Genomic DNA, 21,634 nt, shown 5'->3' with positions numbered 1-21,634 from the left:
CCCTACCCCTGGCGCCGCTCGCGTGCCTCTGCGAGCTCCAACGCGATGTCGATGATCATGTCCTCTTGCCCGCCCACGTAGCCCGCCGCACCGACTCGCTCGAGGATTTCGTGAGCCGGGACGCCGTACCTCTCGGCGGCCCGCTCGGCGTGCAGCAAGAAGCTGGAATAAACGCCGGCATAGCCCTGCACGATCGCTGCACGATCCATCCATGGCAGTCGCGGGATGAAGGGTTTTACCACGTCTTCCGCCGCCGCCGCGACGCCTTGCGCATCGACGCCGGTAGGCACCCCCAGGCGCTCGAACACCGCACTGAGAACCTCGGTCGGGGCGTTACCGGCGCCCGCGCCAAGGGCACAGAGCGCGCCGTCGATCTGCCGGGCGCCCGTCTGGTAGGCGAGAACGGAGTTGGCCACCCCCAGCGAGAGGTTCTGGTGGCCGTGGAAGCCGACCTGGGCCTCGGCCCCGATCTCGTCGACCAGCGCCGCGATCCGGGCCTGTGCGTCACCGAGCACCAGTGCACCGGCGGAGTCGACAACGTAAACGCACTGCGCCCCCGCGTCGACCATGATCCGGGCCTGCTTCGCCAGCACACTGGGGCTGGCCCGGTGCGACAGCATCAGGAAACCGACGGTCTCCATGCCGAGCTCGCGGGCGGCGCCGAAGTGCTGCACCGAGACGTCCGCCTCCGTGCAGTGGGTGGCGATGCGCGCTACCGAGGCACCAACGCCGTGTGCGTGTCGAAGGTCCTCCACAGTGCCGAGACCAGGCAGCAGCAGGACAGCAATCCTGGCCCTGGTGGCTTCGTCTACCGCGGCCTCGATGAGCCGAATTTCGTCGGTGCGGGAAAAGCCGTAGTTGAATGTGGATCCACCGAGACCGTCGCCGTGTGCCACCTCGATAACCTGCACACCGGCGGCGTCCAGGGCGTGCACCGTGGCCCGGACCTGCCCCTCGGTGAACTGGTGAGCCATCGCGTGCGACCCGTCCCGCAACGTCGAGTCCGTGATGCGTACCGCGCCCGGGTCCGTAGTCGTCACGCCGCCACCGCCTTCGCCTGGGCCATGAGGTCACCGACGCGGGCGGCGGCGGCCGTCATGATGTCGAGGTTGCCCGCGTACGGCGGCAGGTAGTCGCCGTTACCGCGGACCTCCAGAAACAGCGCGACGCGGGCGTTGCCCGCCCAGCCCGGACGCGGCTCGTCGTACTGCGGATCGGCCCGCAGGGTGTAGCCCGGGACGTACTCCCGGACTCGCTCCACCATGGCGAGCACGGATGCGGTGATCGCGTCGCGATCGGCGTCCGGGTGGATGGCACAGAAAACGGTGTCCCGCATGATCATCGGCGGCTCGACCGGATTCAGGATGATCACGGCCTTGCCTCGCCCGGCACCGGCGACCTCGCGCAACGCCAGCGAGGTCGTCTCGGTAAACTCATCAATGTTGGCGCGGGTGCCGGGACCGGCCGAACGGGACGCGATCGACGCCACGATCTCGGCGTACGGAACCGGCGTCACCGAGGCCACCGCGGCAACCATCGGGATGGTCGCCTGCCCCCCGCAGGTCACCATGTTCACGTTCGGCGCGGCCAAGTGCTCGTGCAGGTTCACCACCGGACACACCAGCGGCCCTACCATGGCAGGTGTCAGGTCCACCGCCTGGATGCCGGCCTCCGCGTAGCGCGGGGCGTTCGCCAGGTGCGCCTTGGCGCTGGTGGCCTCGAAGACCAACTGTGCCGGCTCCGGCCTGGCGAGCAGCCAGTCAACGCCTTCGGCCGAGGTCTCCACGCCGCGGGCCCTTGCCTTGGCCAGACCGTCGGAGTTCGGGTCCACCCCCACCATGTACCGCACGTCGAGGTGCGGGCTGCGCTGCAACTTGATCAGCAGATCGGTGCCGATGTTCCCGGGACCGACGATGGCCGCGATGGGCCTGGTCATCTCGCCTCCTTCGCGAAGCACGTGGTGACTGAGCCCAGCCCGGCGAAGTGCGCGGACCAAGTGTCACCGGGTCGGACCGGCTGGGCGCTGGTGATCGATCCGGGCAACACGACATCGCCCGCGCGCAGCCCCGCGTTCCGATCGCCGAGGGTGTTGGCCAACCAGACCAGGGACAGCAGGGGTGAGCCCAGCACAGCGCCGCCGGCGCCGGTGGCGACGAGGTCGCCGTTGCCGAACAAGTTGCCGCCCATCAGACGGAGGTCCACGTCGGCCAACCGGGCGGGCGAGCCACCCAGCACGACCCCGCCGGAGGAGGCGTTGTCAGCGATGGTGTCGGCGATGGTGATTCGCCAGTCGGCGATCCGGCTGTCGATGATCTCCAGGGCCGGCAACACGAAATCGACCGCTCGGATCGCGTCGGCCACGGTGATCCCGGGGCCTTGGAGGTCCCGCTTGAGGACGAACGCCACCTCCGGCTCGATACGCGGCTGAAGGAACAGCGCGGGCGCGATGGGTTCGTGTTCGGGGAAGAACATGTCGTCGAACAGCACGCCGAAGTCCGGCGAGTTCACACCCAACTGACGTTGCATCGCGGCGGAGGTGAGTCCCACCTTCCGGCCCTTGATCACCCGCCCGGAGTCCAGCCGCTGCTGGCTTTGCCGCGCCTGGATCTCGTATGCGTCCTCGACGGTCAGGTCGGGGAACCGTTCGGTGAGCGAATTAATAGGCTGATGCAGCCGACGGGCCTCGACCAGCAGATCGGCGGCCGTCGCTCGGTCTACCTCGCGCACGGCGTATCCTCCTGGTTGCTTAGTTCTGGTGTGGACCCTCGCGTTCATGACGGGGCCTTCGCGGCCGGCGCCGTGTCGAGTGGGCCGCCAGCCAGCACGTCGGCCGCCACAGCCAACTGGACCACCTGGGCGAACACCGTGCCCATCACGCGCAGGCTGTTACGGTGCAGCTCGTTGAAGTACCCGGCGACGGCTTCCTCGGCCACGACCACCCGCAGGTCCCGGAAGAACGCGTCCCGCACTGTCGACTCGATACAGAAGTCCGTGCGCACTCCCGCCACGACGATGGTGCCCACCGCCAGCTGCCGGAGAACGTCCTGCAGGATCGTTTGGTGGAAGGCACTGAACCGCGGCTTGACCACGACTGGGTCGCCCGGTTCATGGTCGAGCCCGTCGAGCAGTTCGCTGCCCCACGTGCCCTCGCGAAGCCCCTGCGTCCGCAGGAAAGGGCTGCGCTCGGCGAGCAGCCCCACGCTTGCATCGTCGGGCCACTCCATCCGTACCCAGATGACCGGTCGCCCCGCCGCACGCGCCGCGTGAACCAACACATTGATCTGCTCGACCAGCTGCTGCGGCTCCTCGACCCGCAATCCGGCGCTGGCGAACACGCCATCCGGGTGGCAATAGTCGTTCTGTACATCGACGACCACCAACGCAACGCCGGTCGGGTCGGTGTCGGTGCCTACCATGCTGCTCACCTAGTGCTTTCGTCAGCTCGCGGTCAACGTCGTATGGCGACTTGCGGCGCGATCGGCCCGCTCAACGTCGCCGCTGGCGATGGCTTCCACCAGTTCTTCGTGAACCTGCGGACCATCGGTGGACCCACGGGCCGGCTCGTCGGCCGTCACCCCCTGCAGCCGGCTCTCGACGAACGCCAGGAGAGACAGGTACGTGTGCCGGAGAATCTGGTTCGGCGTGATCTCGGCCATCCGCCGATGCAGCGCCCAGTTAATCCTCAGGTACTCCGCGATGGCCAGGTCGGCAGCTGCCATCTCCCGCACGATGTTGCGCAGCTCGCGAACGTCCTGAGCGTTGCGATGCCGCGTCGCCTCCCGCACCACCAACGGGTCGAGCGCGTCGCGCATCATCAGACAGTCGGCCACCGACACTGACTCGCCGCTGAGTTCGAGCATTTTTCGCCCGAGCCGAACCAGCGCCGTTGGGGAAGCGACGAAGATGCCTCCGTTGACACCGGGACGAACGGCAATCGTCCCCCGCGCGCTCAGCAGTCGAACTGCCTCGTTGAACGTCGCGACCGCTACGTCATACTCGCGACGCAGACTCTCCTTGGTGCCGAGGCGGTGCCCGGGTGGCAAGCCCTGCGTGGAGATTTGCTCCTCGATGCTATTGGCGACCGCGTCCGCCCGAGATGACCTAGGGATCTCGATCATGTTCACTGTGCACCTTCACGACCTTTAGTCGACGTACCGGCAACAGCTTTGTTGCCGGTACGACGTAACGATGTAGGCACTACTCACGACCGTCGAGACGTAGTGATGTATGACAACGTATCGCTGGCCGCCGTACCGCCATGCGTCGCCCGGAACATGCCCTGCAACAGGGAGGCTGCATTACCTCCCAGGATGGCGTCCTGCTCGGACGTGTCGATCTTGAGCGTCCGCACAGTCGCCAAGGGTTGGCGGTCAGCCAGGTCGTATGGAGCGTCGGTGCCCAACAGCACGTTGGCGGGCGTCACGTCTTCCACGAGTCGAGCCAGGACGCTCGCGTCGAACACCGCGGTGTCGTAACGCAGGCGGCGCAGGTAGTGCGTCGGCGGATATGGGATGACCCGCGACACCGCCTTGCGGTGCCAGCCCAGGTCGAGTCGAGCCCCAATGCCGGGCAGACAGCCGCCGCCGTGGGCCAGGCAGAGGATGAGGTCATTCCGGTCCAACACCCCGCCGAAGACGAGCCGGGCCGTCGCGAGAGCGGTCTCGGCCGGATATCCGAGAAGCTGCAGCAAATGGTAATCCGCGAGTCTGGTGGGCGACGAGGCCCGGCTGGGGTGCAGCAGCACGAAACACCGACGGAAGGCGAGGGAACTCCACAGTTCCTCGTTCAGTGGGTCGTCAAGCTCCCGACCGCCACCAAAGGTGCCCATTGTCGCCCCGACGAACCCCAACTCATCCAGGCAGCGGGCAAGTTCCTGGACAGCACCCGGAAAGCCCACCGGCAGCGCTGCCAGTCCCACTAAGCGCCCGCCGGACCCGGCGACGAACTCCGCCACCGCGTCGTTCGTCCGTCGCGTAATGTCCATCACGAGCCGCTCATCGGTCGATTCGGACGCGAAAGTGAAGGGCGGGGGCGAGACCGCCTGGTAATCCACGCCCGCTGCGGTCACCGACGCCAGCCTCGTGGCGAGGTCGTACTGCTCTGCCGGCAGCGGAATGGGCGCACCGGGCGCCAGACCGCTGATGGCGGAGTCCAGCCTCAGCACCCGATTGGCGAGGCCGGAAAGGTCGGCATGCCCTAACGCCTCCAGGTCGCGAAGTAACGGCATCGGCAGGGCGTGGGTGTGCACGTCGATGATCGGCGTCCGCTGCATGGTCCCACCCCGCTGGTCTTCTTCACTCACGAGCAGCCATGTATCTCTCGTAGTCATCACCGAGCAAGGACTGGATCAAGGCGGTCGCAGCGGCCGATGTACCGGCCTTCTCGCCTGTTCCGTAGATCAACCGTGCCAGCTGGGAAAGCAGGTAAGGATGCAGGCCAAGCTCGTACAACCGACGGAAATCTCGGCCTCTAATCGCCTCCCGCTCGTCCTCAGTGATCGGGTACGACGACAGCACCTCTTCCTCGGATGTCTCGAAGCGGGCCCGCAACTCGTCGTCCCACTTGAGATCCTGTACGAGGTCATTGGCGCGTAGGAGCGGGTTGAAGTGCTCAAGCCCCATGAAGTCATCCTTTCCGTCGAAGCGGCGCTGCTGTTACAACTGCCACTGGACTGCACCGACGCCGCAGCGCCACTCCTCAACGGCGACGTACCCCAGAGACGTGCAGGGACGTTGCCCAATGGCTCCCATGACGACAAGCCAGGACAGCAGTTCGGCGGTGCCGCCGGACCCGGCTTCCTCCATGCGCTCGAAGGTCGCCTCCGCCAGAATCCTGGAGTGGTCCCCCTCGACAAGGAGATCGAGCCACCACCGGTCGAACTTTTCGTCGATTTCCAGATAGCGAGGGCCACCCGGCTCGTGGCTCAAACCTCCGGAACCGAGGAGTCCGACGCGCAGATCCCCCGGCAACTGCGTCCGGATGGCCGCGCCCAGCGCCTCGCCGAACGCGTAGCAGGCGCGCTCTTTCGGCACGGGCGGAACGGTGCAGTTCTGCAGCACCGGAACCAGCGCCACGGAGGTCGACGTCAGGTCAGCCATCGCGACCGGGACGGAAATGTTGTCGTCGAACCGAAGGTTGTCCCGGACGGCCCTGGTCCGCAAGCCGGTGGCTTGGACACTGTCATGGAGCGTCCGACCAACCTCGGGCGCCCCAGGCAGGTCGTAGTCGTCGACACGCAGCCAGGGTTTGAACCATTCGTCAGGACCCGTGTGCCGGTCGGCGATACCGAAGCTGAAGTCGGCATAGTCACTGACCCGCGCATTCGCCACGTGGTCGTTGCCGATGATGAGCAGCACGTCAGTCCGGGAGTTGACGATGGCGTCGCGGATGGCGCCGTAGGCGGCGCGCACTGTCCTTCGATCCTCCTCGGGCGCCTTCCCGAACCAGCCCGTCAGGCCGGGTGCATGACTCGCGGCCAGGGCCACGCTGATCTCCGCCATCGCTCCTCCGGTCAATCTCTCGCCTTGGTGCGATTGATTATATTGGTTCGGCGTGGTTTGGCAAGCATGTCGGCCGGCGCCGTTGCTTGTCGGATCGGCGTGTTGAACCCGGCTCGGGTCCGCCGAGGCGGCGGCCTCGGGAAAACTTGGGGCGAAGCCCGGCGAGCACCGGCAGTGGCACCAGCCTGTCGGGCTCGTAAATCAGATTCGGCCTACGCTGCGTGCGAGTATTCGTTGATCAATCCGCCCAGGATCGGGCGTCGTTGGACGCGAGCACTGCTGAGGTCAACGACCTGCGGTGGCGGGTTCGGTGGTCGCTGGCCGAGTGATCGGTGTGGCCGGTGGCCGTTGTAATGCTTGATGTACTCGGTCAGGACGCTCGACAGGTGCCGTTCGCCGGCGATGAGCATCCGGTCAGTGCACTCACGCCGCACCGTGCCGACCCACCGTTCCGCGTAGGCGTTCGCCCTCGGCGTTTGTGGCGGTATTCGAATCACGTCGATGTCCGATGCGGTGAAGACCGTGTCGAAGGCGGCGGTGAACTTCGTGTCGCGATCGCGGAGCAGGAACCGGATCCCGTCGGCGCGCTGGTCGAGGCTCATGAGCAGGTTCCGTGCTTGCTTCCATACCGTGCTGGCCACGAGCCGGTAGCCCAGACGAGCCAGCTCACCCTGCACCCGGCGATGCCCCCAGGTCGGGTTCTCCGCGGCCAGGCGCAGGACCAGTTCCCGGATCTCGCGGTCTACGGGTGGCCGGCCGGGTCGCGCGTGTGGGTAGGTCCAATGTCGTGCGATCAGCTGTCGATGCCAGCGCAGCAGGGTCGCCGGGGTGACGAAGAACGCCGCCCAGTGTTGCCGAGGCAGTAGCCGCGATAACGCCGCCAACACCACCCGGTCCGCGGGCTGGAGATCGGGTCGGTGCACCTGCCGGCGCAGCACCGCCACCTGATGCCGTAAGACCAGGAGTTCGACGTCCTTCGCGCCGCCGTCCCGGGCGAGCTGGGTCAGCATCTGCAGGACCTGACGCAGGAGCACGTACACCAGCGAGGCTGCCATACCTTGGATCGTCGCCGCCCTGATTGGACTGACCTCGCACAAAGCCGCACGTCACAGCCACCGAACCGAATTTACGAGCCCAACAGGTTCCCAAACAGTTCATCGTTGTCGATGCCATGCCGCTCACCCCGCACGGAAAGATCGACGCTCGCTCGCTCGCCCGACGCGGCTGAACCGGCCGCGCCCGACGTCCGGCTCCGGGGTTGACCGGCCCGTCACGGCGAAAGGACAGTGGACCGAGGGTTCGGTGTGTGATCATTCAGCGATGTCCACCACCCCCGAACCGTCCGTACGTTTCGTCCCTCTCCCCCCGTCGTGCTGCAAGCCCTCCTGAACGGAGAACTGGCCGCCGCCCGCGCCGCGACCGGCGTCCCCCTCACCGACTGGTTCGTCTCCGACGACATCACGTGGCTGTGGCAGATGCGCCTGGACCAGATCGCCGCTGATCGGCGTGCCGCCGACTGGGTGGCCTGCGCCGCGGTCGCCGTCCCCGACGAGACGGTGGTCGGGGTGGGCGGCTACCACGGACCGCCGGACAGCGCCGGGATGGTAGAGCTCAGCTACGGGGTGGACCCGGACTGCCGCCGTCGAGGCTACGCTCGGGCGATGGTGCGGGAGCTGCTGCGGCGCGCGGCGGGCGAGCCGGACGTGTCGACGGTGCGGGCGAGCATCAGCCCGCAGAACGCCGCCTCGCTCGCCACCATCGCGGGCTTCGATTTCGAACACGTCGGTGAGCAGTGGGACGAGGTCGACGGTACGGAATTCCTGTTCGAACGGCCCGCCGTCTGACCTGACGGGACACCGGCCGATGCCAGGCAGAGGACCTCTTGACAGTTGAAGATCGGAAGCTGTGCGACAGCCTCTGACCTGCCCGGCCAGTGCACCCAAACCCTCCCGGCCAGGACCAGGGCGGCCACCCGGACGCCGCAACACTCACCCCGCCGCGCGTTACGACGTCCACATCGCGACCACCACCAACGCCAAGACACCGGCTACAAAGAAGGCGAAGACCGTCAATCCCCGACCACGCCGCACAGGTTAAAGATCAAGTCAGTCCTGTTGTTGACAGTGTCACCTATTTGAGGTTGCGGGAAGCTGAACTCTCGGTAGGCCTGAGTGGGTTGACACAGAGCCGACAGTCAGCGAGGTCGGGTGTCAGGGGTGCTGTCGACCTCGCCGAACTCGACTCCCGAATCCGGGTTGACGTCGGTGCCGTCCTCGGCGTCCGGGCCGTAGTCGTCGGGGTTCCGGTCCGCCGTCCGCTGCGCGGTTGTGCGACTCTTCGGCGGCTGACGGTCCTGATCGTGCCCATATGCTGTCGTGTTGTCCACCGGCTGGTTCATCGCCGCTATCCTCTCCTGCCCCGGGCCGGTATCGGTGGTTCCGCGCCAGCTCCCCGGGCCCATCCTGCGATGCATCTGTGCTTCTCCGTCTACGACCTCACCTCGGCGATGTCGGCCATCACCTCGTTCTTTAGCGAGCCGACCACACCGTCGTCCTTGCCCGTCATCAGTGCCTCGAAACCCGATGGCCGCCTGCTCCGGATCGTCCGTCATGCCCGCGCCGAGGGGAGGCGGTCGGATCCAGATGCCCTTGCCGAGGCGCTTGCCGATGAGGTGATCGATGGTCACGGCCTCTGTGGCCTCCTTGGTGCCCCGCAGCGAGCGACGGCCCGACCGAGGTCGCCGGTGGGCAACGCCAATCTCGCCCGATATTCGACCATCGGACCGGCAGGTCGGGTCATCCACCGGTGGTTGTGGTCATGGATCAGCCAGACCGGCGGTGCGGGACATTGGAGTGCCGGCGCCCCATAGATGCCGCCCTGCGCCGTGTGCACCGCCCGATCCGACCCCGCGAGGGGCACCTCGGCGGCCTTCCGCATCGTGGCAGTCGACCGCCAGTAGTAGAAGCTCGAGCGACCCAATGATCTGACACAACCGCGTCTCCCCGGCGAAATACCCGGGCTGCCTTTGGCAGAATGTCCCGTGCCTTCTCCAACTGTCGCACCCGCCGCCGCAACGCGGCGTTCTCCTCCTCGGCCGAGCCGGCCACTACCTGCGGATCCACCGCCGATGCCAGGACCGACGATTACCGCACCTGATGCAAGCGGGACCTGTCGCGGGTTGACTACTTGTATGGTTTGGGCCGATGGCATCCACGTCAATGTGCGTCTCGGCGAGGACAGACTCTGCCTGCTCGTGATGGTCGGGGTTCGCGCCGACGGTCACCAAGGAGCTAGTCGCCCTGGCCGACGGCTACCGCGAATCGACCGGATCGTGGGCGGACCTGCTGCGAGACTGGTAAGTAGGCCGACCTGGTGGGCGGCGTGGCTGGCCGACGGTCGGGTGGGAGCGTTCAGTGGCCGGCGGCGGCACGGCGGACCAGGTGGCGTGCCTTGTCGCGCCGCACCCCGGTGGCTCGCAGCAGGTCGTTGGTGACGGTACGCAGCTGGGAGACCACGATCGTTCCGGAGAAGCGGATCTCCTGCCGGCACGCCTCCCCGGCGAGCCGCACTGCCGACAGCGCCCGATCGCGGGCCTGGACCGGTTCCTCGCCGGCCAGGAACTCTCGGTGCAACAGCCGCACCGACGCGCCGTACTCTTCGATGGCGGCGGGTAAGTCCGGTGGCACCGGTTCAGCGTCGCGTAGGGCTGTGCCAGCGCGGCGGGCCAGAGTCCGGCTGTTGCGGTACGCCCGCTCCATGTGCTTGACGCCATCCCGGTAGGCGCTTACCGCCCGACGCCGGCGCCACCGTAGCGGGGAGAACTGGGCCACCTCGTCGGCGGCGGACACCGCCTCCCTGAGCTGGATCAGCTTCGACTCCGAGTTGCGCATCTGGTCCAGCACCGCTTCCGCCTGGCTGGCGTCACCATTGGCGAGGGCCTCTGCGCAGGCGGTCATCTGGCGGGCGAATAGGTCCAAGGCGGAGCCGGCGACCCGACGTATGGTGCGTAACGGGTTGAGCGGCGCCAGGACCAGCATCACGACGAGCCCGACCAGGCCGCCGACCAGGGCGTTGATCGCCCGGGGCAGCTCCAAGTCGGGGTTGGCCGGGGTGAGCGTCGCCACCAGTACCGCGGTGGCGCCGGCCTGCGTCATCAGCAGGCCGGTACCCCGAGCGGCAGCCGCGCCGGTGACTGCCAGGAAGACGATGATCCCGGTTTGCCACGCCCCGGTGCCGATCAGGGCGATCAGCAAGTCACCGGCGGCGATGCCGACCCCGATGCCCAGGAGCAGCTCGACGGTGCGCAGCGCCCGTCTGGCCAGCGACGCACCGATCACCGCCACCGCGGCACCCGGAGCGAACGTGGGCTCCTCGATGCGCAGCAGCTGATGGGCGATCACCCAGGCGAGCGCTGCCGCGAGACCGGCCTGGACGCCGATAATCAGGTACGTCCGGAACCGCCGGTACGCGGCCCGGCTGGCTTTGGCCAGCCGGCTCCGCAGCCGACCGACCGGTGAGCCGGGGCTTTCCGCTGGCGCGACGCGGGCGAACATGGGGGCGGCTACCCGGATTCACGTTCGTCACACGCGGTTAGGGCGCGTTTCATAATCCAGTCAGAGCCACTCGTTGATGATGGCGATGGTCAGGACGGCCTGGAAGCGGACGGCCAACTTGTCGTAACGGGTGGCGACGCCGCGGTGGCGTTTGAGGCGGTTGATGCCGCACTCGACGGCGTGGCGTTGCCGGTAGTTGACCGGGTCGAACCCGGGCGGGCGGCCACCCTTTGATCCTCGGGCTTTGCGGTGGGCGTCCTGGTCGGTTTTGCTCGGGATGCAGGCCTTGATACCGCGGGAACGTAGATGGGCCCGGTTGCCCTTCGAGGTGTAGGCCTTGTCGGCGAGGACCAGGTCCGGGCGGGTGCGGGGATGCCCACCGCCGATCCGGGCGACGCGGATCTTGCGCAGGACGGGGATGAACTGTGGGCTGTCCCCGCGTTGGCCTGCGGTCAGGGTCAGGGCCAGGACTTTCTGGCCTTGCTCGCAGGCGAGGTGGGTCTTGGTGGTCAGCCCGCCGCGGGAGCGACCCAGGGCGTGATCGGCGGGTTCGTCGTGCACGCCGCCGGGTGGTTCTTTCTGCAGGTGCCCGTCGTGGCGGGCGCCGGCGGCGTGCTGATGGGCGCGGCTGGTCGTCGAGTCGATGCTGACGTCCCAGTCGATGCGGCCGGCCGCGTCCGCCACGGCCTGCAACGCGGCCAGGATTCGCTCCCAGGTGCCGTCACGTTGCCAGCGGCGGAACAGGCCGTAGATGGTGGGCCAGGGCGCGTACTCGGCCGGGACGTCTCGCCATGGCGATCCGATCCGGATCCGCCAACGGATTCCGTCGATGAGCTGCCGTCTTGTCCATTTCGGCGGACGTCCTCTGGTCGAGCGCGCAGGCAGCAGCGGGGCGAGGGCCGCCCATTGCGCATCGGTCAGGTCGTGCCGCCTCGTCACCGCTAGGGTGGCCACGAGGTCTCCGGTGCATGGTGCTTCTTGGTCGTCGTACCAAGTACCGGAGACCTCTTCAGTATCGATCACCGCCACGCCGTGACCTCACCCGGCGCACCCCGATTTATGAAACGCGCCCTAGGCGAGGAACGCCATCGTGCCGGTCAGCGTGACCGCGCCCGGCAGCCGAGTGTCCTGGCGAAGGAACTGCACGACCACCGGCACCGGCGAACGCAGCACGCATCCGTACGGTCGATCGACGCGGACCGCCTCGTGATCGATCAGGTCGTTGACCCGGATGTGCCGGATCCGCCGGGCGCCGACCAGGAGCCGGTACGGTCCCACGGGATCGACGTCCTCGTAGTATCACCTTCGACTGGACCTGATCAACCCCATGTCAAACACGCTCTCAGACAAGATGAAATGGCATGGCCACTCGTGAACGCCTCTCGAGGCTGCCGGCAGGAACGGCCAGGTGGTTGTGAATCACTCGCGTCGAGCCAATACCCGATGAGTTTGCCGCCAGACGGGTAAGCGACCGGCCGAGGCCAAGTAAGGACCACCCACGGAACAGCCTTGCGTCGGTTGGGGCTGCTGGAGAGGCCGGGCGGGTGACATGACGGCGAGTAGTGATGTTCGGGTTGTGTGTGTTCCACGTGGCTTGGTGCGCGATTACGGTCTTGGGTTGCGGCGTTGGGTTTGCTCGTCTTCTTGCAGACGTATCCCGCCGCATCCGATATGTAGCGGGCCCTCCACCCGGGGGTCAAGCTATCGGTGCCGTTGAGCCTGCTGTGCGGGCGGCCAATCCGAGAACTTGTGCGGTCAGAGGGCGAGGCCGCCGTCGATGAGGCCCTGAAGGAGCTTCAGGCCGCGCATGTGCTCACGCATGTCGAGATAGCAGGGCTCAAGGACACGGAAGGCGGCTAACCATGGACTTCGAGTACACGGTGGTGGAGTACGACGTCCACGGCGGCCAGGTGGCCACGCGGCGCGGAGACAGTAACGCCGGCTGGGACCTCAGCGGCGTTGACACTTCCAGCGCCGGTCGGGTCGCCGAGGCCATTGCAGGGCAATGGCAGTCCACCGCGGCGGCGGTCAGGTGGCGGGTTCGGGTGTTTCCGATGTGGGGACCAAGCGATGAGGCCGAAGCAGGGAACCTGAGCTGCCGGCAACAGCAGCAGACGCCACCATGCCCGCGGGTGCTGGGAGAGGAGTTGGAGTCGGTGGCGTGGCAGATACGCCAACTCACCGAGCCGATCATGCCCGCACCGCCGCCCGGGCTGGAACTGGCCAGACTGACCGGGGAAATCGCGATGCGCACCGCCTGCGTACTCAAGGCCACCGGCTACCCGGCGGCCGGACCCCAGCTACGATCCCTACGCGTCCTAGCAGGACACCTCGCCGACGCCGCCGACGCCGCGTTCCACCAAGAGACAACCCGCCAGCACCGATAACCCCCGCCCTCCGACCGGCACCTAGGAAGACCACGCCACGCAGGCGACGTACGATCCTGCTGCCCCTGATCTGCTGGGGCGAGCCGTAGCCCTGCAAAGCCTCAGCTCAGAAGCCTGAACCGCGAGCACGCAATCGCCCTGGCGTGCCGACCGAACGGATCGACCTCGACCGGCCGTATTCCGGGCCCGGCCTGGCTTGGACCAGGCCCTCGCCGCAGTGCGGCTCCGCGGCACCCCTGGTGGTGTCTACGGCAAACATCGCTTCACGCCGCCGCGGCTCCGGCGGCGTCCAGTATTCTCCGACTCACCCAGATCCGCCCACCCCAGGTCGTCGGCCAGGATGAACAGAATGTTCGGCGGCCCGCCCGGCCGACCCCCGCCCGCCACCGTCCCCGTGCCACCAGCCGTCGCCATGCCCCCTATACCTGTTTGTGGCGGCACCTAACGTCCCGCCGCACCGCAGATGCGGGCGCGAACGGGGACCCCGACTCCCGCGACTCTCGCGACTTGGGGAACCGGCAACCCTCGAACACTGACGCGCCGGCCCGCGTTGTTCTACCATCGGGTACCGATCCCGCCCTGGGCGGCCGAGCCGGACGGGACGGTGGAGTGTCATGGCCAGGGAGTCCGAGAAGCAGCGCCTGGAGCGCAACTTCGCCGACGAGTTGAAGGAGCTGCGCGTCGCACAGACGGGCGTGCAGATCCTCTTCGCCTTCCTGCTCACCCTGCCGTTCACCGCCGGGTTCCCGCGCGCCGCCCCGTCCAGCACGGCCAGATGTTGAGGAAGTGGGTGACGATCACCCGAGCGGAAAAAGCTGGGCACACGGACCTTCCTGTGCTCAGGGCAGGGCGGCCTCCAGCACGCCGTTGGTGATCCGGGTGGCCAGCACCTGCTGGTCGGTGCTGGACGGGCCGTGCACGACCTCTCCATCCTTCAGTTGAAAGGTGCTGCCGTGCCAGGGGCAGACGACGCAGGCCTGCCCATCGACCTGGATCACCTTCCCCTGGTCGAGCGGCCCGCTCTGGTGGGCGCAGCGAGCGAGCATGACGGTGATGGCGCTGCCGTCGCGGTAGACCACCACGGGCACGTTGTCCACCCGCCGGGCCAGCATCTGGCCTTGCGGCAGCGAGTCGACCTCGGCCACCCGACGCCACCCGTACTCGACCCGGTGCATGTCCGGGGCGCCCTGGTTGACCTGTGCGGTCTGTTTGTAGACGAGGTGGCCACCGATGTAGCCGCCCGCGCTCACCGCTGTCAGGCCGAGCAATCCGAGCGTACGGCCGAGCTGGTGCCGCCCTCCCAACCGGGCGGCGAGCGACCCCGCGTAAAGGGCGATGGCCAAGGTGTTCGTTGCAGCGTGCACCAGGCCGACCCGCCGTTCCTCCTGCCACAGCCATGACCAGTCGTTGATGCCGGTCAGCGCGGCGGGCAGGGCGCTTGCCGTGCCGACCGCGACCAGGGCCGTGGCGGCTCGCTCCTGTCCTCGCGTCCGCCGCCCCGGCATCAGGTCGAGGATCACGCTGCTCATCCACGCGCCAATCGGAATCTGCACCAGCGCCGGGTGCAGCGGATGGCCCAGCCACACCCCGTGCAGCGCATCCTTGACCCGCTGCGGCCGCAGCAGGGACCAAACCTTGGGCTGTAGCCGGTCCCCCACCGGATCCAGCGCGGACGCCCGCTCCAGCTTGTTCATCAGTGCCGTGCGCATGGCCGCCCATACCCCGCCACGTGGCATTCAAACCCACGGGGCCCGCCCCCGGAACGGTGGCGGGGCTGCACGAAAGATCCCAATCGGCCAACCAGCCCTGCTTCGGCCGGTCAACCACCGCGCCCAGCCGCTGCGAAAAGGTGAGAATCACGAGCTGCCATCCGGCCAACTATCGAGCCCAGTCACAATCGCCGGCGTGGGCGATGGCTTCAGCGCCGATCGTCGCCCAGGCCTCGGCTTCCACCACCACACCGCTCAGCGGCACTGTCCCGCACCGGGTTTGATGGAGACAATGATGTTCCCCGGGTTCGGTGGAGTCGGGTTGGTTGACTCGTCAGGCTCGTCGCTCGTTGAGGAGAGACGTGCCGAGAAGATATCCGCCCGAGTTTCGTCGCAAGGTCCTCAATCTGCTCAAGGCCGGCCGATCGGTCGCGGAGTTGGTCCGGGACTTGGAGGTCAGCGATCAGACGATCTACAACTGGCGCCGCCAAGACCTGATCGACACCGGCCAGGTTCCAGGTGTCACCTCCACCGACCAGGCAGAGCTGGTCGCGGCTCGACGGCGTATCACCGAGCTGGAGACCGAGCTGGCGGCGCATCGCCGCGCGGCCGAACTGCTCAAGGGGGTGGTGCCCTCAAAAGACCGGTACGCGGTCATCCAACGGATGGCCGCTGAGGGGTTGCCCGTCGATGTCTGCTGCCGCGTACTCGACGTCTCAGCGTCCGGGTACTACGCCTGGCGCTACCGACCGCTCTCGCAGCGGGCGCTGCGCCACGCTTGGCTGACCGAGCAGATACGCGCGGTGCATCTGGCGTCGCGCGGCACATACGGTTCCCGGCGAGTGCGCGCCGAACCGCGGCCTTGTCGTGGGCTATCACGCGGTGGAGATGCTGATGCGCCGTGCCGGCATCCGCGGTCTGCCTGGTAGTCGCCGGCCCCGGCCGAAGCACCAGACCCCACGGCCAGCGACCTGGTCAACCGCGACTTCACCCGATCGGCGCCGAACCTGCTGTGGGTAACCGACATCACCGAGCACCGGGCACCGCCCTGTCCGGCGGCCAGTGGCAGCGGGTGGCGCTGGCCCGTTCGGTGATGCGTACCGAGGCCGACCTGCTCATTCTTGACGAGCCCAGTTCGGGTCTCGACGCGCAGGCCGAACACAGCGTGCACACCCCTGCGCACGTACCGTCGCGGCGGTACCAGCCTGCTGATCTCGCACCGGCGAGCACGCTCCGCGACGCCGACCGCATCGTGGTCTTAGACGCGGGCCGGGTCGTCGAGGCCGGCAGCCACGACGAGCTGATCAATCTGCACGGCACGTACGCCCGGCTGTTCGCGTTGCAGGCCGACGGTTACCGCGACCGACCGGGCGCGACGGTGGGTGCCTGATGCCCGGGGTCGCCGTTGATGGGATTCAGCGGTTGAAGGCGGTTGTTGCCCGGCGCCCGGCTCCGCTGCAGCCGTCGTATCGACGCCCGGCGCACCGGTCGTTGCGGGACAGCACCGAGGAGTCGCTGCCGCGTCGGGTGTCAGCGGTTGTGGCTCCTGTGGTCCCCTGCCCTCGGTGTCATGCCGGCTGTGTTCATTGGAGTCGGTCGCGCATCACAGCGTTCGCTGGCTTTCTAAGGATGCGGCACGTTCGGATGGAGCTGGCAGGCAGAACCGGATGAACGGCAGTCGCCCCGCTTCTGAAGGCTCTACTAGCCTCAGCCTCGTCGAGCCGGTTGACCGGGTACATCACAGCGGAAATGATGTGCCGGTGATCGTGTTGCGGATCCGGACCGCGCTACTGCGCGTCGGGACACGGCTGTTTCCGCGTCGGTACAGCCCGTCGCTCGTCGATGCCGCGCTTAACCTAGGCCGCGGGCTGGAACGGTCCGGGCAAACCCAGAGGTCCACCGCCGCCTACCGGATGGCAGTCGCCGCGAGCCGAAAGCTGCGAAACCTCGACCCCGCATGCGGGGAGTGGCTCGCCAGCAGCCTGTCGGCATCGTCGTACTGCCTGTGTCGACAGAGCCGTCACGACGAGGAGATCGCCGCTCGAGCCGAAGCGATTGCGCTGTGGCAGGACATGGCGGCGGACCGGCCGGAGTTGGTCAAGGCACTGCACGACCAGGCGATCGCATTCCACCTGGCCGGCCGGCACGCCGAGGCGGTGACCGCCTGGGCGGAGGCCCTCGCCGTCCGGATCCCACTGGCGGCGGTCGACCACGAGCACAAGGCATACCTGGCTAGTGCACGGCGCTATCGAGCCGAAAGCCTCGCCGCTCTCGGCCGCTACGGCGAGGCGCTCGTCGACGTCGACGCATCAGTCGACGACTACCGGGAGGCGGCGGCTATCGAGCCGGCGTACCTGCCACAGGTCAACCAGACCCGGCAGATGAGGGCGGAGATGCTGGCTAGGTCCGAACGTGCCGATGACCCGATGAATGGCGGCTGAACCCGACACGGCGCGCAGCCGCAACCCGCTGCAGAGACGGTTACCACCGCGCCACCATCGTGCTTAGCCAGAAAGCGCGCAGCCCCGCCGGCTGCTGCGCGACATCCCCGGCCTGGAGCTGCGGGAGATCGCCGATCCGGAGATCTGCTGCGGCTCGGCGGGCATCTGGAACATCCTCCACCCCGGGCCGGCCGCCGAACTCGGCGACCGCAAGGCCCGCACCGTACTGGCCACCGGGGCGCGGCTGCTCGTCACCGCCAACCCCGGCTGCCTGATGCAGGTCGCCGCCTCGGTGACCCGCGCCGGCGGCGACAGTCCTCGACGCCTCGATCCGCGGACGAGGCGTCGACGAGTTGCTGCACCAGAGAACCCCGTCCTGACGGCGGGATACACCGTCACCGCTGACCCCCGTTCCCCATAGCGTCGAGGTGACCCATGTTCGATCAGTTCACAGTCGTCACCGATCCCGTCGGTGACTCCGTCGCGCTCTCGGCCCAGCCATTGGCCCGCTGCATCCCACCAGCACGATGCAGTCAACCGGGCCGCCCTCCCCCGCGACCGCCGCGACCCGACTCGGCAGGAGCGCGCGCAGCGCTGCGGAGCGGGCCATGAGGTCAGCGGTGTCCTCGTGCAGCCGGCCCAGAAATCGCGGCGAGGTCGTCAGGACGTGACCACCCCCTCCCCGTCCAGCTCACTGAAGATCCGCGGGTGACGGTCAAGGTAGCGAGACCGCCAAAGCTCCGGTCAACCCGCACGGTCTAACGCCCCGCGCTAATCGGCGTACGCCGGAAAATCCGGCACGAGATCTCGTATTCGCAGCAGCTCGGGAGACGACATGCGCCGATACTGCCCGACGCCCTTCCCGCCTGCCGCCCCCGCCGAACGCGGCATCGATAGGCGCGGGGTAACGCTGCTACGCGGCGAGCGACCCGACGGTAGGTACGCCCGGGTGTCGTGTGCTCAGGGACGCCGCGCCTTGTCAGCGGCAAATGAGTGCGGACGCCGCCAACCTCGGTGACTCCGAACCGGCGTGGGTGCAGCTAACGCGGTTGATCTTCGCAAAAGCAGGGGACGGTCACCCGCGATAGAACTCGCGGGGCCGATCGATGTCCCGGACTATCAGCAAGTGCGTGAGCACCGCCCCGCCCTCCGGCTCGAAGTAGTCAGGTGTCTCGTCTGCCATAACCGCCCCCGTGGGTAGAAGCATCGGTTACGCGGGTGGCGGCCGGCAAACCGCGGGCGCCGCAAGGAACGGCGGACCATACTGGGACGGTGGAGGAGGACCTCGTCGAACTACTGGCCTCGACCGAAGTCGCCTGCCGGTTGTTGGTCGAGCAGACGCAGGGCCCATACCACCGAGCTGTGCATCCCGAGCGTCGGGCGATCACCGAGGACCGCGATGGTCTCCCGCTGCGCCTCGGGCTACGCCTACTGGCGGCGGACGCCACCACCCCCCTCGCGGACGTCCTCGTCGAGGTCTGGCAGGCCGACCACGTGGGCCGATACTCCGGCTTCCAGCCATTCGAAGCGAGACCGGGACAGGTGGTCACCTCGGAGTCGGTGCCGCACGATGTGACCGCCGCCGGTGAGACGTACCTGCGGGGCAGCCAGCGCACCGACGAGCGCGGGATGTGCGCGTTCAACACGATCTACCCGGGCTGGTATGCCAGCCGCACCGTGCACATCCACCTCATCGCGCACCTCGGCGACCGCTCGGTGACCACGCAGCTCTACTTCCCCGACACGGTCACCGACGAGGTGTTCAGTCGCCCGCCCTATCGGGGCCGGCCGCAGCGCGACACCACCAACGCCACCGACAGCATCTTCGCCGACGGCGGAGAGCAGATGATCCTGGACCTGCACGGAGATCCGACGACCGGCTACACCGGAGTCCTCTGCGTCGTCCTCGACCGGCAAGCGCGACCTGCCTCGGCTGCGGGTCCTTCGGCGGAAAGCGACGGTTGATCGTGGCCAGCACGGAGCAGATCAGGACCACCATCGAGGCTCACCTCGCCGCCGTCGGCGCCGCCGACGCTACCGCACTGGCAGACCTCTACACACCGGATGCCCGCCTGCATGATCCCGCTGGCGGATCCCCAGTCACCGGCCGAACGGCCATCGAGCAGCACTTTGCCGGCGTGCTCACCGAGCAACGGACAATGGAACTCGTCATGGTGGCGATCGCCGACCACCACGCCGCGTTCCACTTCCGCGCCACACCAGCCGAAGGCCCCACCAGAGACGTCATCGACACCATGACCTTCGACGACCAGGCCATGATCACTTCAATGCAGGCGTACGCGAGCTAAAAATCGCGGTCGGAATGACCTGCGTGCCTGCCGTCCGGCTACATGCGAGGAACCGCTCCACCGAAGCCCGGAATGCTGAGGGGCCGCCCACTTAGGGGACGCATGCCGCGGCTGCACCACCAGCTCGGCATTACGCAGGAGCGCAGCCAGCCAACACGGACGACGTGCGTATCCGGATCCGGGCCATCAGCCGTCCGGCATCGCTGGTCGCGTGGGCCGCTGGACCGCTTAGCCGACGGTGATTTCGGCCGTCGCGGTAGACCACCACGGGCACGTTGTCGACCCGCCGAGCCAGCATCTGGCCTAGGGGTCATCGACCGGGTCGGGCAGCAACCCGACTCCCCCACTCCCCCACCCTGTCCGACGTGGCGGAGGGTGACCGGCGCACACCGGAAGTGCTGCCAGCCGGCACCACACGGCCGCCGCGATCAGCCCGCAGACCCAGACCAGGACCAGGAATCCCACGATCGGGCCACCCCGCCGACCTGTGCCGACCGCCTCAGACGTCATGCCGCCCAGCGTGGGCGGCTCAACCCGGCCGAGCATGAGTCGGCGTACTCAGATTCGCTCGGCGAGCACGCGTGATACTTCTTCCCGTGCCTGCTCAGATGGGTGAACGGCGCACCCCTGACCGGTCGAAGCCGACGGGTCCAGCGATTGAAGCCTGCTTTCGCCCGGTCCCCGGATCCGCTGCCGCCGTCATGCCGCACACCGGACGTTGCGAGGCAGCATCGAGAGACCACCACCGCGAGAGGACCCGGTGCAGGCGGGAAGCCGGCTGAGGCGCCCAAGCCGGGCTGACCCGTGTCAACGCCGGCTGAACTTTGACCCCTCTGTTCCGGCCGAATGTTGGCCCCCTCGCTGGTTGTTGATGTTCAGTCGTTGGTCTTGGTGGCTGCAGGAACGCGGCCGAGGTCGCGGTCTTTGAGCCGGTAGCTGTCGCCCTTCATCGAGATCACTTCGGCGTGGTGGACGAGGCGGTCGATCATGGCTGCGGCGACGACGTCGTCGCCGAAGACTTCGCCCCACCTTCCGAAGGGCTTGTTGGACGTGACGATCAGACTGGCTCGTTCGTAGCGGTTGGAGACCAGCTGGAAGAACAGGTTCGCCGCTTCGGCTTCGAACGGGATGTAGCCGGGCCTCGTTGCTGGACACCCCGGTGGCGCGGAGCATGTCATTGGCAACAGTGCGCAGCTGCGCCACGACGATGGGTGCCGGAGAATCCAGTGTCTTGCCGGCATGCCTCGTCGGCTTCCCGCACCGCGCTCAGCACCCGCTCGCGCGTCTGCACGGGTTCGCGGGCGGCGAGGAACTCGCGGTGCAGCATCCGCACGGCCTCGCCGAGACGTTCGACGGCGGCGGGCAGGTCGGCCGGGACCGGTTCCTCGTCGGGCAGCGTGGTGCCGATGCGGCGCACCATGGCCTGGCTGTTGCGGAAGGCCCGGTCCATGTGCTCGACAGCCCCGCCCGTATGCGGCCAGCGTTCGACGGCGGCGCCAGCGCACCGGGGAGAGCCGGACGACCTCCTCGGCGGCGGTCACCGCCTCGCTGAGCCGCTCCAGCTGTGGCTTCGCGGCGCGCATCCGGTGCAAGATCTCCTGAGCGGCGCGGGCGTCAGCGCGGGCCAGCGCCTCCGCCGAGGCGGTCATTTCCCGGGCGAAAAGGTTCAGTGTCGGGTCCGCGACCCGGCGTACGGTGCGCATCGGGTTCAACGGGGCGAGCACCAGCACCACCA

At 67.8% G+C, this 21,634-nt stretch carries 20 protein-coding genes and 5 pseudogenes; 10 read left to right on the top strand and 15 right to left on the bottom strand.

Annotated elements, in window-relative coordinates:
• Positions 1-2: 2 nt before the first annotated feature.
• The 9 genes from dmpG to GA0070607_RS22935 all read right to left on the bottom strand — a co-directional run bounded on the left by dmpG (position 3) and on the right by GA0070607_RS22935 (position 7,555).
• Positions 3-1,040, bottom strand: a complete 1,038-nt coding sequence (gene dmpG, locus GA0070607_RS22975) for a 4-hydroxy-2-oxovalerate aldolase (protein WP_269458393.1) — start codon at positions 1,038-1,040, stop codon at positions 3-5.
• Entirely contained in the window at positions 1,037-1,936 is a 900-nt protein-coding gene (locus GA0070607_RS22970) for an acetaldehyde dehydrogenase (acetylating) (protein WP_089020032.1), read from the bottom strand. Before GA0070607_RS22970 ends, dmpG begins: the two co-directional genes overlap by 4 nt.
• Complete coding sequence (locus GA0070607_RS22965; RefSeq protein WP_231930162.1) at positions 1,933-2,727, bottom strand: 2-keto-4-pentenoate hydratase; 795 nt, start codon at positions 2,725-2,727, stop codon at positions 1,933-1,935. The genes GA0070607_RS22970 and GA0070607_RS22965 overlap by 4 nt, the downstream gene beginning before the upstream one ends.
• 44 nt (positions 2,728-2,771) lie before the next feature.
• Positions 2,772-3,416: a cysteine hydrolase family protein gene (locus tag GA0070607_RS22960; protein ID WP_089022036.1), complete on the bottom strand. Its 645-nt coding sequence runs from the start codon at positions 3,414-3,416 to the stop codon at positions 2,772-2,774.
• 21 nt (positions 3,417-3,437) lie between these two features.
• The gene (locus GA0070607_RS22955; RefSeq protein WP_089020030.1) at positions 3,438-4,118 is read right to left on the bottom strand and encodes a FadR/GntR family transcriptional regulator; all 681 of its coding nucleotides are present in this window, start codon (positions 4,116-4,118) and stop codon (positions 3,438-3,440) included.
• An 83-nt stretch (positions 4,119-4,201) separates the two neighbouring features.
• Positions 4,202-5,272 carry an amidohydrolase family protein gene (locus tag GA0070607_RS22950; protein WP_172899083.1) on the bottom strand — a complete coding sequence of 357 codons (1,071 nt, stop codon included), beginning with the start codon at positions 5,270-5,272 and terminating at the stop codon, positions 4,202-4,204.
• Between the two features lie 22 nt (positions 5,273-5,294).
• Complete coding sequence (locus GA0070607_RS22945; RefSeq protein ID WP_089020029.1) at positions 5,295-5,621, bottom strand: extradiol ring-cleavage dioxygenase; 327 nt, start codon at positions 5,619-5,621, stop codon at positions 5,295-5,297.
• Between the two features lie 33 nt (positions 5,622-5,654).
• The gene (locus GA0070607_RS22940; protein ID WP_089020028.1) at positions 5,655-6,500 is read right to left on the bottom strand and encodes a DODA-type extradiol aromatic ring-opening family dioxygenase; all 846 of its coding nucleotides are present in this window, start codon (positions 6,498-6,500) and stop codon (positions 5,655-5,657) included.
• Between the two features lie 212 nt (positions 6,501-6,712).
• The gene (locus GA0070607_RS22935) at positions 6,713-7,555 is read right to left on the bottom strand and encodes an integrase core domain-containing protein (RefSeq protein ID WP_089020027.1); all 843 of its coding nucleotides are present in this window, start codon (positions 7,553-7,555) and stop codon (positions 6,713-6,715) included.
• 315 nt (positions 7,556-7,870) lie between these two features.
• Here GA0070607_RS22935 and GA0070607_RS22930 point away from each other — a divergent pair, with 315 nt between their 5' ends.
• On the top strand, positions 7,871-8,344 hold the full coding sequence (locus GA0070607_RS22930; RefSeq protein ID WP_197701120.1) for a GNAT family N-acetyltransferase: 474 nt from the start codon (positions 7,871-7,873) through the stop codon (positions 8,342-8,344).
• 350 nt (positions 8,345-8,694) lie between these two features.
• Here the strand turns inward: GA0070607_RS22930 and GA0070607_RS32470 are convergent, their stop codons facing one another.
• On the bottom strand, positions 8,695-9,186 hold the full coding sequence (locus GA0070607_RS32470; RefSeq protein WP_157743210.1) for a hypothetical protein: 492 nt from the start codon (positions 9,184-9,186) through the stop codon (positions 8,695-8,697).
• 476 nt (positions 9,187-9,662) lie between these two features.
• On the opposite strand from GA0070607_RS32470, the pseudogene GA0070607_RS22915 reads away from it, so the two are divergent.
• Positions 9,663-9,850: pseudogene (locus tag GA0070607_RS22915) on the top strand (transposase); the annotation flags it as partial.
• 60 nt (positions 9,851-9,910) lie between these two features.
• Here the strand turns inward: GA0070607_RS22915 and GA0070607_RS22910 are convergent.
• From GA0070607_RS22910 to GA0070607_RS22900, 3 genes and pseudogenes are all read right to left on the bottom strand, one after another.
• Complete coding sequence (locus GA0070607_RS22910) at positions 9,911-11,053, bottom strand: FUSC family protein (RefSeq protein WP_089020024.1); 1,143 nt, start codon at positions 11,051-11,053, stop codon at positions 9,911-9,913.
• 60 nt (positions 11,054-11,113) lie between these two features.
• Positions 11,114-11,992 (bottom strand): IS5 family transposase, encoded by an 879-nt coding sequence (locus tag GA0070607_RS22905; RefSeq protein WP_408630894.1) that lies wholly within the window; start codon positions 11,990-11,992, stop codon positions 11,114-11,116.
• A gap of 132 nt (positions 11,993-12,124) precedes the next feature.
• Positions 12,125-12,340, bottom strand: a pseudogene (locus GA0070607_RS22900) (sensory rhodopsin transducer); the annotation flags it as partial.
• Positions 12,341-12,915: 575 nt separating this feature from the next.
• On the opposite strand from GA0070607_RS22900, the gene GA0070607_RS22895 reads away from it, so the two are divergent.
• Entirely contained in the window at positions 12,916-13,440 is a 525-nt protein-coding gene (locus tag GA0070607_RS22895; RefSeq protein WP_089020022.1) for a hypothetical protein, read from the top strand.
• 614 nt (positions 13,441-14,054) lie between these two features.
• A pseudogene (locus GA0070607_RS22890) lies at positions 14,055-14,192 on the top strand (DUF6328 family protein); the annotation flags it as partial.
• Positions 14,193-14,279: 87 nt separating this feature from the next.
• Here the strand turns inward: GA0070607_RS22890 and GA0070607_RS22885 are convergent.
• Positions 14,280-15,149, bottom strand: coding sequence for a Rieske (2Fe-2S) protein (locus GA0070607_RS22885; protein WP_089020021.1), 870 nt, complete (start codon positions 15,147-15,149; stop codon positions 14,280-14,282).
• Positions 15,150-15,511: 362 nt separating this feature from the next.
• On the opposite strand from GA0070607_RS22885, the gene GA0070607_RS33020 reads away from it, so the two are divergent.
• The 6 genes and pseudogenes from GA0070607_RS33020 to GA0070607_RS32465 all read left to right on the top strand — a co-directional run bounded on the left by GA0070607_RS33020 (position 15,512) and on the right by GA0070607_RS32465 (position 19,899).
• Entirely contained in the window at positions 15,512-16,078 is a 567-nt protein-coding gene (locus GA0070607_RS33020) for a transposase (protein WP_197701119.1), read from the top strand.
• Between the two features lie 89 nt (positions 16,079-16,167).
• Positions 16,168-16,539: pseudogene (locus tag GA0070607_RS22875) on the top strand (ATP-binding cassette domain-containing protein); the annotation flags it as partial.
• Between the two features lie 370 nt (positions 16,540-16,909).
• A complete protein-coding gene (locus GA0070607_RS22870) occupies positions 16,910-17,590 on the top strand; it encodes a tetratricopeptide repeat protein (RefSeq protein ID WP_089020020.1) in 681 nt (226 codons plus the stop codon).
• A gap of 91 nt (positions 17,591-17,681) precedes the next feature.
• Positions 17,682-18,011, top strand: a complete 330-nt coding sequence (locus GA0070607_RS22865; RefSeq protein ID WP_089020019.1) for a heterodisulfide reductase-related iron-sulfur binding cluster — start codon at positions 17,682-17,684, stop codon at positions 18,009-18,011.
• 851 nt (positions 18,012-18,862) lie between these two features.
• Positions 18,863-19,555, top strand: a complete 693-nt coding sequence (locus GA0070607_RS22855; RefSeq protein WP_157743208.1) for a dioxygenase family protein — start codon at positions 18,863-18,865, stop codon at positions 19,553-19,555.
• Between the two features lie 2 nt (positions 19,556-19,557).
• Complete coding sequence (locus GA0070607_RS32465; RefSeq protein ID WP_231931193.1) at positions 19,558-19,899, top strand: nuclear transport factor 2 family protein; 342 nt, start codon at positions 19,558-19,560, stop codon at positions 19,897-19,899.
• Between the two features lie 875 nt (positions 19,900-20,774).
• Here the strand turns inward: GA0070607_RS32465 and GA0070607_RS22845 are convergent.
• Positions 20,775-21,035 (bottom strand): annotated as a pseudogene (locus tag GA0070607_RS22845) (ATP-binding protein); the annotation flags it as partial.
• Positions 21,036-21,634 lie beyond the last annotated feature (599 nt).

Origin of the sequence: Micromonospora coriariae, assembly GCF_900091455.1 — a bacterium.
GTDB classification, from domain to species: Bacteria; Actinomycetota; Actinomycetes; order Mycobacteriales; family Micromonosporaceae; genus Micromonospora; species Micromonospora coriariae.
Note: the sequence above shows the minus strand (reverse complement) of the source record. Positions and strands in the feature narration are given on the sequence as shown.